10 protein-coding genes, 3 tRNA genes and 1 other RNA gene are annotated in these 13,692 nt (G+C 45.7%); 10 read left to right on the forward strand and 4 right to left on the reverse strand.

Annotation, left to right across the window (positions count from 1 at the left end; genetic code table 11):
- Nucleotides 1-1,413 carry an Outer membrane protein SusF domain-containing protein gene (locus C4H11_RS13440; RefSeq protein ID WP_106042771.1) on the forward strand — a complete coding sequence of 471 codons (1,413 nt, stop codon included), beginning with the start codon at nucleotides 1-3 and terminating at the stop codon, nucleotides 1,411-1,413.
- Between the two features lie 111 nt (nucleotides 1,414-1,524).
- On the opposite strand, the gene C4H11_RS13445 is transcribed toward C4H11_RS13440, so the two are convergent.
- A complete protein-coding gene (locus tag C4H11_RS13445; protein WP_106042773.1) occupies nucleotides 1,525-2,109 on the reverse strand; it encodes a Crp/Fnr family transcriptional regulator in 585 nt (194 codons plus the stop codon).
- 79 nt (nucleotides 2,110-2,188) lie between these two features.
- Nucleotides 2,189-3,526 (reverse strand): MATE family efflux transporter, encoded by a 1,338-nt coding sequence (locus C4H11_RS13450; protein ID WP_106042776.1) that lies wholly within the window; start codon nucleotides 3,524-3,526, stop codon nucleotides 2,189-2,191.
- A 221-nt stretch (nucleotides 3,527-3,747) separates the two neighbouring features.
- Here C4H11_RS13450 and C4H11_RS13455 point away from each other — a divergent pair.
- The 3 genes from C4H11_RS13455 to C4H11_RS13465 all read left to right on the forward strand — a co-directional run bounded on the left by C4H11_RS13455 (nucleotide 3,748) and on the right by C4H11_RS13465 (nucleotide 4,001).
- Nucleotides 3,748-3,834 (forward strand) — tRNA-Ser (locus C4H11_RS13455).
- Between the two features lie 8 nt (nucleotides 3,835-3,842).
- A tRNA-Glu gene (locus C4H11_RS13460) sits at nucleotides 3,843-3,914 on the forward strand.
- Nucleotides 3,915-3,928: 14 nt separating this feature from the next.
- Nucleotides 3,929-4,001 (forward strand) — tRNA-Lys (locus C4H11_RS13465).
- A gap of 145 nt (nucleotides 4,002-4,146) precedes the next feature.
- On the opposite strand, the gene C4H11_RS13470 is transcribed toward C4H11_RS13465, so the two are convergent.
- Nucleotides 4,147-5,466, reverse strand: a complete 1,320-nt coding sequence (locus C4H11_RS13470) for a YihY/virulence factor BrkB family protein (protein ID WP_106042778.1) — start codon at nucleotides 5,464-5,466, stop codon at nucleotides 4,147-4,149.
- Between the two features lie 24 nt (nucleotides 5,467-5,490).
- Nucleotides 5,491-5,907: RNase P RNA component class A (rnpB, locus tag C4H11_RS13475), an RNA gene on the reverse strand.
- A 442-nt stretch (nucleotides 5,908-6,349) separates the two neighbouring features.
- On the opposite strand from rnpB, the gene C4H11_RS13480 reads away from it, so the two are divergent.
- From C4H11_RS13480 to C4H11_RS13505, 6 genes are all read left to right on the forward strand, one after another.
- The gene (locus C4H11_RS13480; protein WP_106042780.1) at nucleotides 6,350-7,576 is read left to right on the forward strand and encodes a C40 family peptidase; all 1,227 of its coding nucleotides are present in this window, start codon (nucleotides 6,350-6,352) and stop codon (nucleotides 7,574-7,576) included.
- A 139-nt stretch (nucleotides 7,577-7,715) separates the two neighbouring features.
- Complete coding sequence (locus C4H11_RS13485) at nucleotides 7,716-8,888, forward strand: dipeptide epimerase (protein ID WP_106042782.1); 1,173 nt, start codon at nucleotides 7,716-7,718, stop codon at nucleotides 8,886-8,888.
- A gap of 9 nt (nucleotides 8,889-8,897) precedes the next feature.
- Entirely contained in the window at nucleotides 8,898-10,232 is a 1,335-nt protein-coding gene (locus C4H11_RS13490; RefSeq protein ID WP_164996551.1) for a transglutaminase-like domain-containing protein, read from the forward strand.
- Nucleotides 10,233-10,466: 234 nt separating this feature from the next.
- The gene (locus C4H11_RS13495; RefSeq protein WP_106042786.1) at nucleotides 10,467-12,035 is read left to right on the forward strand and encodes a trypsin-like peptidase domain-containing protein; all 1,569 of its coding nucleotides are present in this window, start codon (nucleotides 10,467-10,469) and stop codon (nucleotides 12,033-12,035) included.
- Nucleotides 12,036-12,264: 229 nt separating this feature from the next.
- Nucleotides 12,265-13,125, forward strand: a complete 861-nt coding sequence (locus tag C4H11_RS13500) for a sigma-70 family RNA polymerase sigma factor (RefSeq protein ID WP_106042788.1) — start codon at nucleotides 12,265-12,267, stop codon at nucleotides 13,123-13,125.
- 146 nt (nucleotides 13,126-13,271) lie between these two features.
- Nucleotides 13,272-13,670 carry a hypothetical protein gene (locus C4H11_RS13505; protein ID WP_106042790.1) on the forward strand — a complete coding sequence of 133 codons (399 nt, stop codon included), beginning with the start codon at nucleotides 13,272-13,274 and terminating at the stop codon, nucleotides 13,668-13,670.
- Nucleotides 13,671-13,692: the final 22 nt, after the last annotated feature.

Genomic DNA, 13,692 nt, shown 5'->3' on the forward strand with positions numbered 1-13,692 from the left:
ATGAAAAAATCATTACTATATGGCATGATGCTTACAACTGTCTGCTTCGGCAGTTGTAAGGGGGATTACGACGATTGGGCGGCTCCTCAGGGATATGATGCCGAAGAGCCCAAGAACATTAGTTTGGCGGTTACTCCTACGGCCGCTGTCAATATGGAAGCGGTTACCGCTGAAACCGTTCAACTGTTCACTTCCTCCGTCAATGCTCCCGAAGGGGCGAAGGTCACGGCTTGCGAGGCAATCTTAAGCAAAGTAGATGAGAATGGGGTTGCGCAAGGAAAGACAACTTTGGTGGCAGATGCTTCGGGCAATGTGTCTGTACGCGAATTGGTAAGCGCGGTGGAAGGTTATTATGGGAAGAATCCGATTGAGCGGAAACTGGCTTTGGTTGTTTCCGCTGTCATTGACCTGAACGGACAGGCTTTCCATGTGAACTCTGATAAGGTAGAAACGAAAGTGACGCTTGTGAAACCGGATATCTCGGAAGCCTATTATCTTGTCGGTGATATGGTCGGATGGACTGAAGCGTTGAAGATGAAGTTTTCTCATAGTGACGTGAACGTTTATGATGACCCGGTGTTTACCATTTCTTTTACTACTACAGCGGATAATCAGTATTGGAAGATTATTCCGCAGAAGAATATTGATGGCGGTAATTTTTTTGCCAATCCGGGTGTAGTAGGTGTAAAAACGGATGGAGATGACGCCTTGAGCGGACAACTTGTAAATGAAGGTGCAGGTGCGGGAAAGATTGCAAAAGCCGGCAAGTACACCATGAGCATTAATATGTTGGACTATACTTATGAGATAAAACCTGCACCAACCGAGCTTTATATGACGGGCAGCGCCTTTGACGGTTGGAAAAAATGGCATCAATTGACGCCCGTGCATAGCCATGAGGGCAACTATTGGACCATTATTTATTGCGATGCCGGTGATGAGTTTAAGTTTTCCGCCGCCGCCGAATGGAACGGAACAGACTTTGGCGCTTCGGCTCCTATGAATGACAAGGCCGGTGCCGGATTGTCAGATCAGGGCGGTAATGTAAAGGTGACCAACGCAGGATGGTATTTGATTCATGTGCTCAATGGCGAAAGCAGGGCCATCAATGTGTATAAGCCCAATGTTTACCTTATCGGTGAAACGGCCGGTGAGTGGAATGTAGCGGATAGTCATAAGTTTGAAATACCTACTACGATTGACGGAGTGTTTGTTTCGCCCGCATTCGCTAAAGACGCGGAGCTCCGCATGTGTGTTAGTATCGGTGGTTTTGACTGGTGGCAAACAGAGTTTATCATCTTCAATGGTAAGATTGAGTACCGAGGTAGTGGGCCTGACCAGACAAGAGTTTCTGTTACTGCCGGTAAGAAGGCTTATCTGAACTTTTCTGCAGGTGTTGGAGAAATAAAATAGTTTTATTTGAAAGAATGGATAGCGAGTGGTCTCTGAATGGGGTTCACTCGCTATTGTTATATTGAAAAGGATGAAAAAGACGATGAAGGCAAGAAGACTGCTTTCCGGCGTTTATAATGCACCCGAACGAACCCGGCTCAACGTTTCAGGGGTCATTAGCAGGTAAGACGCTATATGTGACAGGGGCGCCCGCTTAACAACCTCAGGCTGATTGGCCACGAGCCGGTTATAGCGCTCGCGTGCTGTTTCAAACCGCCATGAGTCGGCTTTTACTTGCGAAGTAATCAGTGAGTTCTCCAAAATCTTTCGATAGAACATATTTACCTCCCACGACATCTCGGTGAGCATTGATAGTTTGTTGTATGGAAGCAAGTACACGATACTCGGTTCCAAGGCTTCAATCATAAGGTGGGTAGGCTCTTGTTTCAAGGTGCTCTCTATGCAAATAATGATACAGCCTTCGTAAGAAAAGTGCTCGGTGAGATCTTTTCCGTTCTTGTAATAGAATTGGCGTAACATCCCTTTCCCTACAATGACAATGTTGTGGCTGATTTGGCCTTGTCTGAGAAGAATTTCTCCTTTTTCAACCTCTTTGCGGATAAGAATTTCTTCTATTAATTTCCGGCCTTCAAGAGTCATGCCCGGGTATTGGGAGCTGATAGTATTATTTACCGTTTCTTTCAATAATGCATCCATAAACCCTGAATTTGTTCGTTCGGGCACAAAGATAGAACTTTTGGTTTTAAACAGGCGCTAAAGATTGAAAAAACAGTTATTATACGAAGTTTTTGCTAAGCCACTTCATACTATACCAGCGGCGTACAAAGATAAACCCGCGAATGTTCTCATCGAGCAGAAAGGCTATCCACATGCCATAGATGCCCCAGCCGAGGAAGATGCCGAAGAAATAGCCTACGCCGACAGCAACACTCCATTGCATCACTAACCCCACATAGAAGGGGTAATTGACGTCGCCTGCCGCACGGAGGGCATTTGTGGCAAAGATATTGATGGGGCGCCCTATTTCAAGAACGATGTCTATAAAGAGGATGATTGCTCCCATGCGAATGATTTCGGGATTGGAGGTGAGCCAACCGAAGATGGAATGTCCGAAAAGGGCAAGGATGCCGGATAAGAGAACCGTAATCATAACGGATTTCTTCATGACATATTTCCCCATGAGAAAAGCGGCGCGAGGCTTTCTCTCGCCTATAAGGTGTCCGATGCAGATGGCTCCTCCTTGTGCCATGGAGATGCTGAACAGATAGGCAAACATGATGATATTGACACAATAGGTGCGGGTAGCCAATGCTTCCACCCCTAATATGTTGATAAAATAAGTAATGACCACTTGCGACGAACTATATGAAAGTTGTTCGCCGGCAGAGGGAAGTCCCACCTTTAGCAGGTTTTTCAGTTCAGTCCACGGGAAGGGACGGAAGTAGGCCATGGGGAAACGAGGGATGTGCTTGCGAAACAGAATGACAAACAAGATGATCATGGAGACTCCTCGGCTGAAGGCTGTAGAGATGGCTGCTCCCTCTACACCCAATTCAGGAAAGCCGAAGCATCCGAAGATAAGGGAATAGTTGCCTACAATGTTGAGGATATTGACAATCACGGTTACCATCATCGGATAAACGGCTTTGTTGGCACTGCGCAGTGAGGCGGAGAGAGTGAGGGATAGTGCTTGAAAGAAAGCAAAAGCGCCTACGATGCGCATATAGTCCATTCCATCCTCCATCAATGTAGAAGTAAGTCCCATCAGTTGAAGAATGGGACGAGCACAGAAGTATAAAATCAGGCTGACGGTGATGCCGACCACAAAGTTCATCAGGATGGAGACGCCGACCACTTGTACCACATTTTTGTGTAGTTTCGCACCGAGGTATTGGGAACATAGTACGGAGGTCCCGAGATTGATAACCTCGAAAACCAGAAAAGTAAGCATAATGATTTGGTTGACAACCCCCACTGCCGCCACGCTGTTGTCCGAGTAGCGGCTCAGCATAAAGGTGTCTACGGCACCAAGCATCATGATGAGAAGTGTCTCTATAAAAATGGGAGCTGCCAGTTTGGCAAGTCTTTTCTTTAAATTTTCCTGTTGTATCATTATCGGTGTACGTATGTCTCTGAAAAAATCGTGCAAAGATAAGGAAACCAAGAATAGGAAAAATTGACATGTGTCATTTTCTGCTGTTTTATGATTTTGAGATTTAACATGTTACCTCTTGCCGAGAGAAAACAAAGAAAAAATATGTAGGAAAGATTTGCAAACTCCAAAAGTTTACTCTACATTTGCACCGCATTTCGCAAGAATGCTGTTTACGAAAAGGAAGTTTGGGTGAGTGGCTGAAACCACCAGTTTGCTAAACTGACGTACGGGTAACCGTACCGGGGGTTCGAATCCCCCAGCTTCCGCGCAAAAAGGTGGGTTCATCTAACGGTTAGGATACATGCCTCTCACGCATGACATACGAGTTCGATTCTCGTACCCACTACATTCGGGAAGAATGCACTCTTAGCTCAGTTGGTAGAGCAACTGACTCTTAATCAGTGGGTCCAGGGTTCGAATCCCTGAGGGTGTACAAGTTAAGAAAAAAGGATGAGTTGAAAATATTCATCCTTTTGTTTTGTTCGCCCGACGTGGATACGTATTCTAAATCTTCCAAGCTCCTTCTCCTTGATTTATGCGTTTCGCGACGGTAGTTCTATTCTCCTCTTTGGGAGGGATTAGAGATCTTTCAGTAAGAGGTTTCCGGACTTGTTATAATATTCTTCGCGTGCAGTCAATAAAACCTTCCATTGTTTGTTGAACTCATTGTCTTTATCAATCTTGAAGTCTTCCGAGCCGTGAGTATCCAGCTTGTCGAGCAGAAGAGCTACAGTGAGTTGATTTATGTCTATAGAGGGCTGATAGGCAATGTCTTCGCTTTTCTCGTCTGTCATCACTTCGTGCAGGAGGTTGATTTCCTGTAGCTCGTAGAGGGTTTTATAGGTCAGCCGGATGGGGATTTGGCATTTCTCGGATATTTCGTCGGCAGTATAGGGTGCTTCGTTTTGTTCAAAGCGTCTGGCAATGAGGGACATTATCAAAATGGAGATAAAGTCGCGGTAGCGTCGGCTGATGTTGCGTGTGTCCTTGTCGAAACTGAAGTTTCTGATATTCTGTCCGGCATAGGTCAGCTCGGCACCGAAGAGACAGATGGTCCAAGAGATTTGAAGCCATAGTAAAAACATCGGGAGTGCGGCAAAACTACCGTAAATGGCATTGTAGCGTGACACCCACAGCTGGCTGCTGATATAGAGAAACTGGAAGGCCTGATGTGCCGTACCTGCCAGTATGCCGGATAGGAGGGCATGCTTCAACTTAACCTTTGTATTGGGCATGAAGATGTATAGCGCCGTAAACATAAACCATGTCAGGACAAAGGGGATGAGCCGTATCATGAACTTAGCGACAGGTGCGAGTAATGTAAAGTCTTCGATGTTTTTCACCATCGTACTCATGAAGATGGAGAGACCGCCGGAAAGAACGATCAGGATAGGCATCAAAAGCAGCATGGAGAAGTAATCGGTGATTTTGCGATACATGCTGCGGGCTTTTTTCACCTGCCAGATGCGGTTGAAGGTTATCTCCATGTTGTTGATAAGGTTGAGAACGGTCCACAGTAACATCACCAGACCTACTCCGATGAATACTCCGTTTTTGGTCTGCGACAGATAGGAGTCAACAAACTGCAATATGATTTCCGTTGTCTCCGTCTGACCGCCGAAACCGCTGACTATCTGGCTTTCCATGAGGTTATCGAATCCGAATCCGCGTGCAATGGCAAAGAGGATGGCAAGAATCGGCACGATGGCAAGCAGTGTACTGTATGTCAAGGCCGAGGCTTTGTTTGCTATCCGGTCGTTGGTGAATCGGTTGACGCAGAGGTAGATTGTCTTGATGATATTATACAGGGAGAATGTTGTCCGTGTGACCTCATTTTCCGTAATACGCCAAATGTCGTAGGTCAGGAACTTCAAGAGTATGGCAATGCGCTTATTCATAACTTGGCATTTTTTTAGAAAGAAAAAAGCAGTAGGTCTGTAAGCCGGGTTCTGTTCTTCTGCCGAAGAGAAAGTCCTGTGTCAGGATTATTCATCCCTGACCCTTTGTTTCTCGCCATTTAGAAGTGCCTGCCATTTATCTGAGCCGCATGTCGCCATACGGCTTTAGCGGTCTACCCTCCGACATGGGGCGAGCAACCCTCATAACGCCGGTATACATGACCTTACAACTCCCAAGACGCACAGCCCTTGTGTCGCCACAAGGCCGGTAAGCTCTTACCTCACCTTCTCACCCTTGCCGCAGCCAAAGACTGCGGCGGTTATTTTCTTCTGCGTTACTCTACCCTCGCGGACAGCTTTCTGTTAGGAAGTGGGATGCTCTGTGTTGCCCGGACTTTCCTCGTGCACGCACATGGTGCAGGCGGCAGACCGACCAACTGCTTTATAGCCGACAAAGATACAACAATTTAGCGATTAATCGCAAATAAGCGGATTTTAGAATCTGCGTAGAGTCTGTTTTAGACTTCTTTTTATGATTTATTCTTACAGCCTATTAGATGAAGAAAGAAAAAATAACAAGAAACGATTTCTATGGCCTTGTAAACCTGTCTTGTAGAAATTTACTAAAAATCGAAGCAATTTTTACTGGGTTTTCGAGGAATTTTTAGTAAAAATCCGTCCGGTTTTTAGTAAAAAACAGAACCGGATTTTAGTAAAACAAAATCGAGAAACCAGATTTCTTTACATGTGAGAAGACATGGGATGGATTTGGATGCAGATGCCATCGGTAGTTTTTATTATTAAAAATACTGAAAAGATGTATTTCTTTCGGAATTAATTTGTAACTTTGCTATCGTTAGTAATACTCAAAAAACAGTGGCTGATGAAGAAGTTTTCCTTTATCCTTTTTATTTCTCTATTAATCCCGCTTTTTGCTGTCGCTTCGGAAATGGGAGATCGTACTATTCCTGCTGAAGTGGCACAATTATCTGACAGCTTGAAACGGAAATTTGCACCGGACAAGCGTGTGGCTTTGTTCGATGTGGATTATTCTTTTTCGGGGAAAAACGTGATGTTGCGTGGCGTCACCACTTCGGCTGAAGCAAAGGCGGCACTGCTGGCAGGTTTGGCAAAAAGAGGATACAAAGTGATGGATTGCTTGCGGGTGCTTCCGGATGAGCAGGAACTTAAGGGCAAAACCTATGGCATTGTCAATGTATCGGTGTGCAATCTTCGTGTTGATGCCGATTTCTCTTCGGAGATGATGACACAGGGATTGATGGGCATGCCGGTCAGGATACTGCAACGTGAAGGTTGGTATCGCGTTCAGACACCGGATGACTACATCGCATGGGTGCATCGTGTAGGCGTTTATCCCGTTACAAAAGATGAACTGGCTGCATGGAACGCGGCGGAGAAGATTGTGGTGACCTCGCATTACGGTTTCGTCTATTCAGAACCCGACGCGGCTTCGCAGACCATTTCTGACGTTGTCGCCGGAAACCGTTTGAAGTGGGTAGGCGCCAAAGGAGCTTTTTATAAGGTCGCTTATCCGGATGGTCGAGAGGGGTACATCTCCAAATCGCTCGCTATGCCTGAGAAGAAATGGCGCGTTTCTCTCAAGCAAGATGCGGCAAGCATCATCGCCACGGCCAGCTCCATGATGGGAATACCTTATCTTTGGGCCGGAACGTCATCGAAAGGAGTGGATTGCAGCGGCTTTGTCCGTACCATTCTGTTTATGCACGACATCATTATTCCGCGCGATGCTTCTCAACAGGCATACGTCGGCGAGCATATCGACATTGCTTCCGATTTCGGCAACTTGCAGCCGGGCGACTTGATATTCTTCGGACGCAAAGCAACGCCTGAACGTAAAGAGAGGGTAGTGCACGTCGGAATGTACATCGGCAACCGGCGCTTCATTCATTCGCAAGGAGATGTGCGTATCAGCAGTTTCAATCCCGCAGACGAATATTTTGATGAGTATAATCTGGGACGCTTGTTGTTTGCCTCGCGTATATTGCCTTATATAAATAAGGAGAAGTCGCTAAATACGACGGAGAGGAATGGGTATTATCAGTCTCCTCCCTTACCTCCTCTCCCATAGAGAGGGGGAGTAGATACTCTTACTGATTAGTGTGTAACTATAAATTGAAGCTAAGATAACTTTGCATATAAACTACTAAAAGTAACTTCAAACCTCCCCTCCCTATGGGGAGGGGTCGGGGGAGAGGCTTTTCCTAATTATGTCAACCAGAAGAGATTTCCTAAAAACCGCCGCCTTTGCCGCACTTGGTTCGGGTTTGGCTGTCAATAATGTGTTTGCCGGAGGCAGTGAGTCGCTTTCGTTGTTCAATGTGAACAGCAAAGTGGGTACCACTCCTAAAATGAAACTGCGTTTCTTTCCTTATGAACTGCGGCTGCGGCACGTCTTCACTGTGGCCACTTATTCGCGTACCACCACCCCTGACATTCAAGTGGAGATAGAATATGATGGTATTGTGGGGTATGGCGAGGCCTCTATGCCTCCTTACCTGCAACATGAGTTGGGCACAATGGATAGTGTGATGGCTTTTTTGAAGAAAGTACAGGATGTCATCGGACAGTTTACAGACCCTTTCCGGCTGGAAGATATATTGACCTGTATCGATACGCTATCGCCCGGTGACTCTGCCGCCAAGGCGGCAGTGGACATTGCTTTGCACGACCTTGTAGGTAAGCTGTTGCAAGCCCCTTGGTATAAAATTTGGGGATTAGACAAGGAAAAAGCTCCTTCTACTACCTTTACCATAGGAATAGATACGGCAGATGTGGTGCGTGCAAAAACCAAAGAGTGTGCCGAGCAATTTAATATTCTTAAAGTGAAGTTGGGGAGAGAGAATGATAAAGAAATGATTGAAACCATTCGTTCGGTCACAAATCTTCCGATTGCCATCGATGCCAACCAAGGCTGGAAAGACAAAGCATATGCCCTCGACATGATACATTGGCTGAAGGAAAAAGGCATTGTGATGATAGAGCAACCGATGCCCAAGGAGCAGTTGGATGACATTGCTTGGGTGACCGGGCAAAGCCCCTTGCCGGTGTTTGCCGATGAATCAGTACAGCGTTTAAAGGATGTAGTCCGCTTGAAAGGTGTCTTTACAGGCATCAATATCAAACTGATGAAATGTACCGGAATGCGCGAGGCCTGGAAGATGCTGACTTTAGCACGTGCATTGGACATGAAGGTTATGGTGGGGTGTATGACGGAAACGTCGTGCGCCGTCTCAGCCGCCGCCCAAATTTCTCCGGCAGTAGATTTTGCCGATTTGGATGGCAACCTGCTGATAGCTAATGACCGCTTCAAGGGAATGGAAGTGGTGAAAGGTAAAATTACATTGCCCCATTTGCCGGGTATCGGGGTGATGAAACTATAACTAATGATTATGAAGAAGTTGCTATATGTTATATTTCTGTTCTTGCTGATGTCTGCTTGCAATACAAAGCAGCAGAGTAAGATTTATAATTGGGAAGAGGACTTGCATCAACGTCTGCTTGTGGATTTCTGTATGACAGAAGCTCAAGTGAAAGACTATATCCGCAAATATATTCCCGATGTGACCGACGAGCAAATGCGCCGATGGGAAACTTCCAATGCTTTGGAGTGCATGATGCTGGATGGAGAGAAACGGTATTTTCGTAATGCTGGGCCTAATCTTTTTCGAATAGATTCTGTTTGTGGCAACATCAAAGCGAGCAAAGAAGGAAAAATGGCGAGTGGCAGCGAAAAAGTGAATCAAGAGAATCTGCCCGAAATCATCTCTGTCGTGAAGAAAGAGGCGAAAACGGTTGTTGTGCCCAAACGCATGCGTGTCACCTATACGCTGACGGTTGATACCAATGCCGTACCTGCCGGAAAAATTGTCCGTTGCTGGTTGCCTTATCCTCGCACGGATCAGGTGCGCCAGCAAGATGTCAGGCTTATTTCTGCCAGTGAGCCGGAGTATATTCTGTCTCCGCAAGATTGTCGTCATAGTACGCTGTATATGGAGCAACGTGCCGTCGAAGGCGAGCCTACCGTCTTTTCCGAGACATTTGAATTTACTGCGTACGGTGAGTGGCACAATCTGAAACCGGAAGATGTGTTGCCTTATGATACGAGCACTGCCCTCTATAAGGAATATACGGCCGAACGCGAGAAGCATATCCTCTTTTTGCCTCGTATGCGCGAACTTGCTGCCAGATTGACAGCCGGAGAAACCAATCCTTATCTGAAAGCAAAGCGTATCTTCCGTTGGGTGAACGACCATTTTCCGTGGGCATCGGCACGAGAATATTCTACGATTGAAAATATCCCGGAATATGTATTGGAACATCGTCATGGTGATTGCGGGCAGGTCAGCTTGCTGTTCATCACGCTTTGTCGCATCAGTGGCATCCCTGCGCATTTCCAAAGCGGTTTTATGATGCATCCGCATGCTTGGAATCTACACGATTGGGCGGAAGTCTATTTTGAGGGTGTAGGTTGGGTTCCGGTAGACCAGTCGTTCGGCATTCCTGTTTTTGCCCGCAATGTGGAGGAGGAGTATTTCTTTCTGGGCGGCATTGACTCTTGGCGTATGATTGTGAATACGGATTATGGTATGCCTTTGATACCCGCAAAGAAGTATCCCCGCAGTGAGACCGTTGATTTTCAACGTGGTGAAGTGGAATGGGAGGGCGGTAATCTCTACTTCCCTCAGTGGAATTATCACATGGATATCGATTATCTGAATTATTGAGATAAAATGTGCTGTTCTTTGCACTATCTGTCAGTCTTTTGACAGACGGCAATCGTGCATAAATGCTAATTTGTCAGTCTTCGCCGTTAATCGCTGTTAACCTCTAAATACCCTCTGTTAAAAGAGAACAAAAAAGAGTGACAAGGGGAATAAGAGAACATTTTTTGTCGTTATTTTAACGTCACAATGTTAAACGAAACTTGAATATTAACAGTTTAAAGAATAGAAATTAGTATGAAACAGACAACAAAAAACATCCTTGGAGTTGCGGCTATTGTGCTCCTTAGTTCAGGAGTGGCCGGCATTACTACTTATAGAATGTTGAAGAGCGAGGCGTCGGTTGCCTCAGGTTCGTTCGACGAAATGTTTGAGCAGAATCCCGATGTTCGGTTAGCTTCTTATAGCGCAGCCGCTTTGCAACCGGTCGATTTGACTCAAGCCGCAGAAACTTCCATTCATGGTGTGGTTCATATCCGTTCTACCCAGTCTTCCAAAGTTCGGGAAGTGGAGGTACGCGATCCTTTCTCTGACTTCTTCGGCGATTTCTTTGGCAATCGGGGCGGGACGCAGAAACGTCAGGTGCAGACTCCGGAACGTACCGGTTTCGGTTCGGGAGTTATCATCTCTAAAGACGGCTATATAGTAACAAATAACCATGTGATAGCCGGTGCGGATGAAATCAGCGTGACGCTGAACGATAACCGCCAGTTCAAGGGACGCATTATCGGCACAGATGAAGAAACGGATTTGGCTTTGATTAAAATTGAAGGAGATGAATTTCCTACTGTGCCCGTAGGCGATTCGGATGCGTTGAAAGTGGGAGAGTGGGTACTTGCCGTAGGCAATCCTTTCAATCTGACTTCTACGGTAACGGCCGGTATTGTCAGCGCGAAAGCGCGCTCGTTGGGCATGGGACAGGTGACGGGTAAACAAAGCATAGAGTCCTACATCCAGACGGATGCTGCCATCAATCAGGGTAACAGTGGCGGTGCATTGGTAAATGCGCGTGGTGAACTTGTTGGCATCAATGCGGCCTTGTTTTCGCCGACGGGTTCGAATACCGGTTATGGTTTTGCCATTCCTACCAGCATTATGAAGAAAGTGGTGGCCGACCTAAAGCAGTTTGGTACGGTTCAACGTGTGAAGCTGGGTGTCAGCATCACAAGTCTTACGGAGGAACCCGGCGATACGCAGGTGGCCGACGAGACTGGCAAGAAATTCAGCGACGTGAAGAAAGAAGCGCGTGAGAAGTTTGGAGTGGTAGATGGCCTTTGGGTACGTGAGATTGTGGAAGGAAGTTCTGCTTCCGATTCTGAGATGAAAGTAGATGATGTGATTGTCGGTATGGAGGGCAAGGCTATTCATAAATTTGCCGACCTGCAGGAATTGCTGGCTAAGCATCGCCCGGGCGACAAGGTGCAGGTGAAAGTGATGCGCAATAAGAAAGAGAAGACCATTCCTGTGACATTGAAAAATGAACAAGGCACTACGAAAGTAGTTAAAGACGCGGGAATGGAAATTCTGGGCGCAGCCTTTAAACCGATATCCGATGCCTTGAAGAAACAGCTGAATTTGGCTTACGGCTTGGAAGTAACGGGCGTTACTAATGGCAAGATGGCCGATGCAGGCATTCGCAAAGGTTTTATCATCCTCAAGGCAAACGGTCAGTCGGTAAAGACGGTGGACGATTTGGAAAAGGCGATGAAGGAAGCAAGGAAGTCACCCGAACAAGGGTTGTTCATCACCGGTATGTTCCCATCAGGAAAGCGCGCCATGTATGCCGTAGATTTGACACAAGAATAAAAAAATATAAGGTAAAGATTGTCAGGATACAGAGACAAAGTTAGAGCGAGAAACGTCTAAAGAGGCTCTAATATTAGCGAATAAAATCCCAAAGAAGGTGTCGGCAAGATATTTGTCGGCATCTTTTTGGTTATAATGGTTGAGATATAAATTTGGTGAAAAAGTGGAGATGAAATTCTTGTAACAAAAGATTTTATCATAACTTTGCAACCCAAATCCGTTTTAGATAATGAGACAACTTAAGATTACCAAAAGTATCACTAACAGAGAGAGTGCTTCTCTTGACAAGTATTTGCAGGAAATCGGTCGCGAAGACCTCATTACTGTTGAAGAGGAAGTGGAACTCGCTCAGCGCATCCGCAAGGGTGACCGTGTTGCATTGGAGAAACTGACACGTGCCAATCTGCGTTTCGTTGTATCTGTAGCCAAGCAGTACCAGAACCAGGGTTTGAGTTTGCCCGACTTGATTAATGAGGGTAATTTAGGACTGATCAAGGCTGCCGAAAAGTTCGATGAAACACGTGGATTTAAGTTCATCAGTTATGCAGTGTGGTGGATACGCCAGTCTATTCTACAAGCTTTGGCAGAGCAGTCGCGCATTGTGCGTCTTCCGTTGAATCAGGTAGGTTCGCTGAATAAAATCAGTAAGGCCTTTTCTAAATTTGAACAGGAAAACGAGCGCCGTCCGTCTCCCGAAGAGCTTGCCGAAGAACTGGAAATCCCTGTTGACAAAATCTCTGATACGTTGAAGGTGTCAGGACGCCACATATCGGTGGACGCACCTTTCGTAGAAGGAGAAGACAACAGTTTGCTCGATGTGTTGGTCAACGATGATTCTCCTATGGCCGACCGCTCTTTGGTGAACGAGTCTCTTGCGAGGGAAATTGATAGAGCTCTTTCTACGTTAACCGAACGCGAAAAAGAAATCATACAGATGTTTTTCGGTATCGGACAACAGGAAATGACATTAGAAGAAATCGGCGACAAATTCGGCTTGACCCGTGAGCGTGTACGCCAGATTAAAGAAAAAGCAATCAGAAGATTAAGACAAAGTAATCGTAGCAAATTGCTCAAATCTTATTTGGGATAAATAAGAAATATTGATTTCCGACTTATAGAAAGAATTAAAAACCGTGTGCTTTTCGGAGCATGCGGTTTTTTTCTTATCTTTGCCGCGATTGCTTGTTGATTTTTGTCAATAGCTTTCCGGTTTATTACTAAACTTTTAATTAATTCATGAAATACGTTCGCATACTTTGTGCCGTGGCTTTGGTTTTTGCATTGTGCCCGGCTTTTACAATGAAGAATAAAGAGAAGGCGGTATATGCCTTTGGAGTGGCTGCCTCTTTCAATGATTCAATTGTGTATTATACGGAAATCCAGTTGTTGGATAGTGTGGAATTAGACAAGAATGGTTTCTTGCCCAAGAGGGAGTTATACACATATCAGTTGAAGAATTATTTGGAAGCTGATTTTAAAAAGCCTGACTACACCTGTATGATTTATTTTTCCGAGAACAAAAAGAAGCTGGAAAAAGAAGCTGCCAAAGTGAAAGGGAAGTATAAAAAGAGTACAGGGTTGCTGCTTCAAGGGATAGAGCCTTCTGCTTTTAAGTTCAAGAAGCCTCAGGAATAATCCTTGTGTTTAAAACTCAAAC

Source organism: Bacteroides zoogleoformans (assembly GCF_002998435.1).
Taxonomy (GTDB): domain Bacteria; phylum Bacteroidota; class Bacteroidia; order Bacteroidales; family Bacteroidaceae; genus Bacteroides; species Bacteroides zoogleoformans.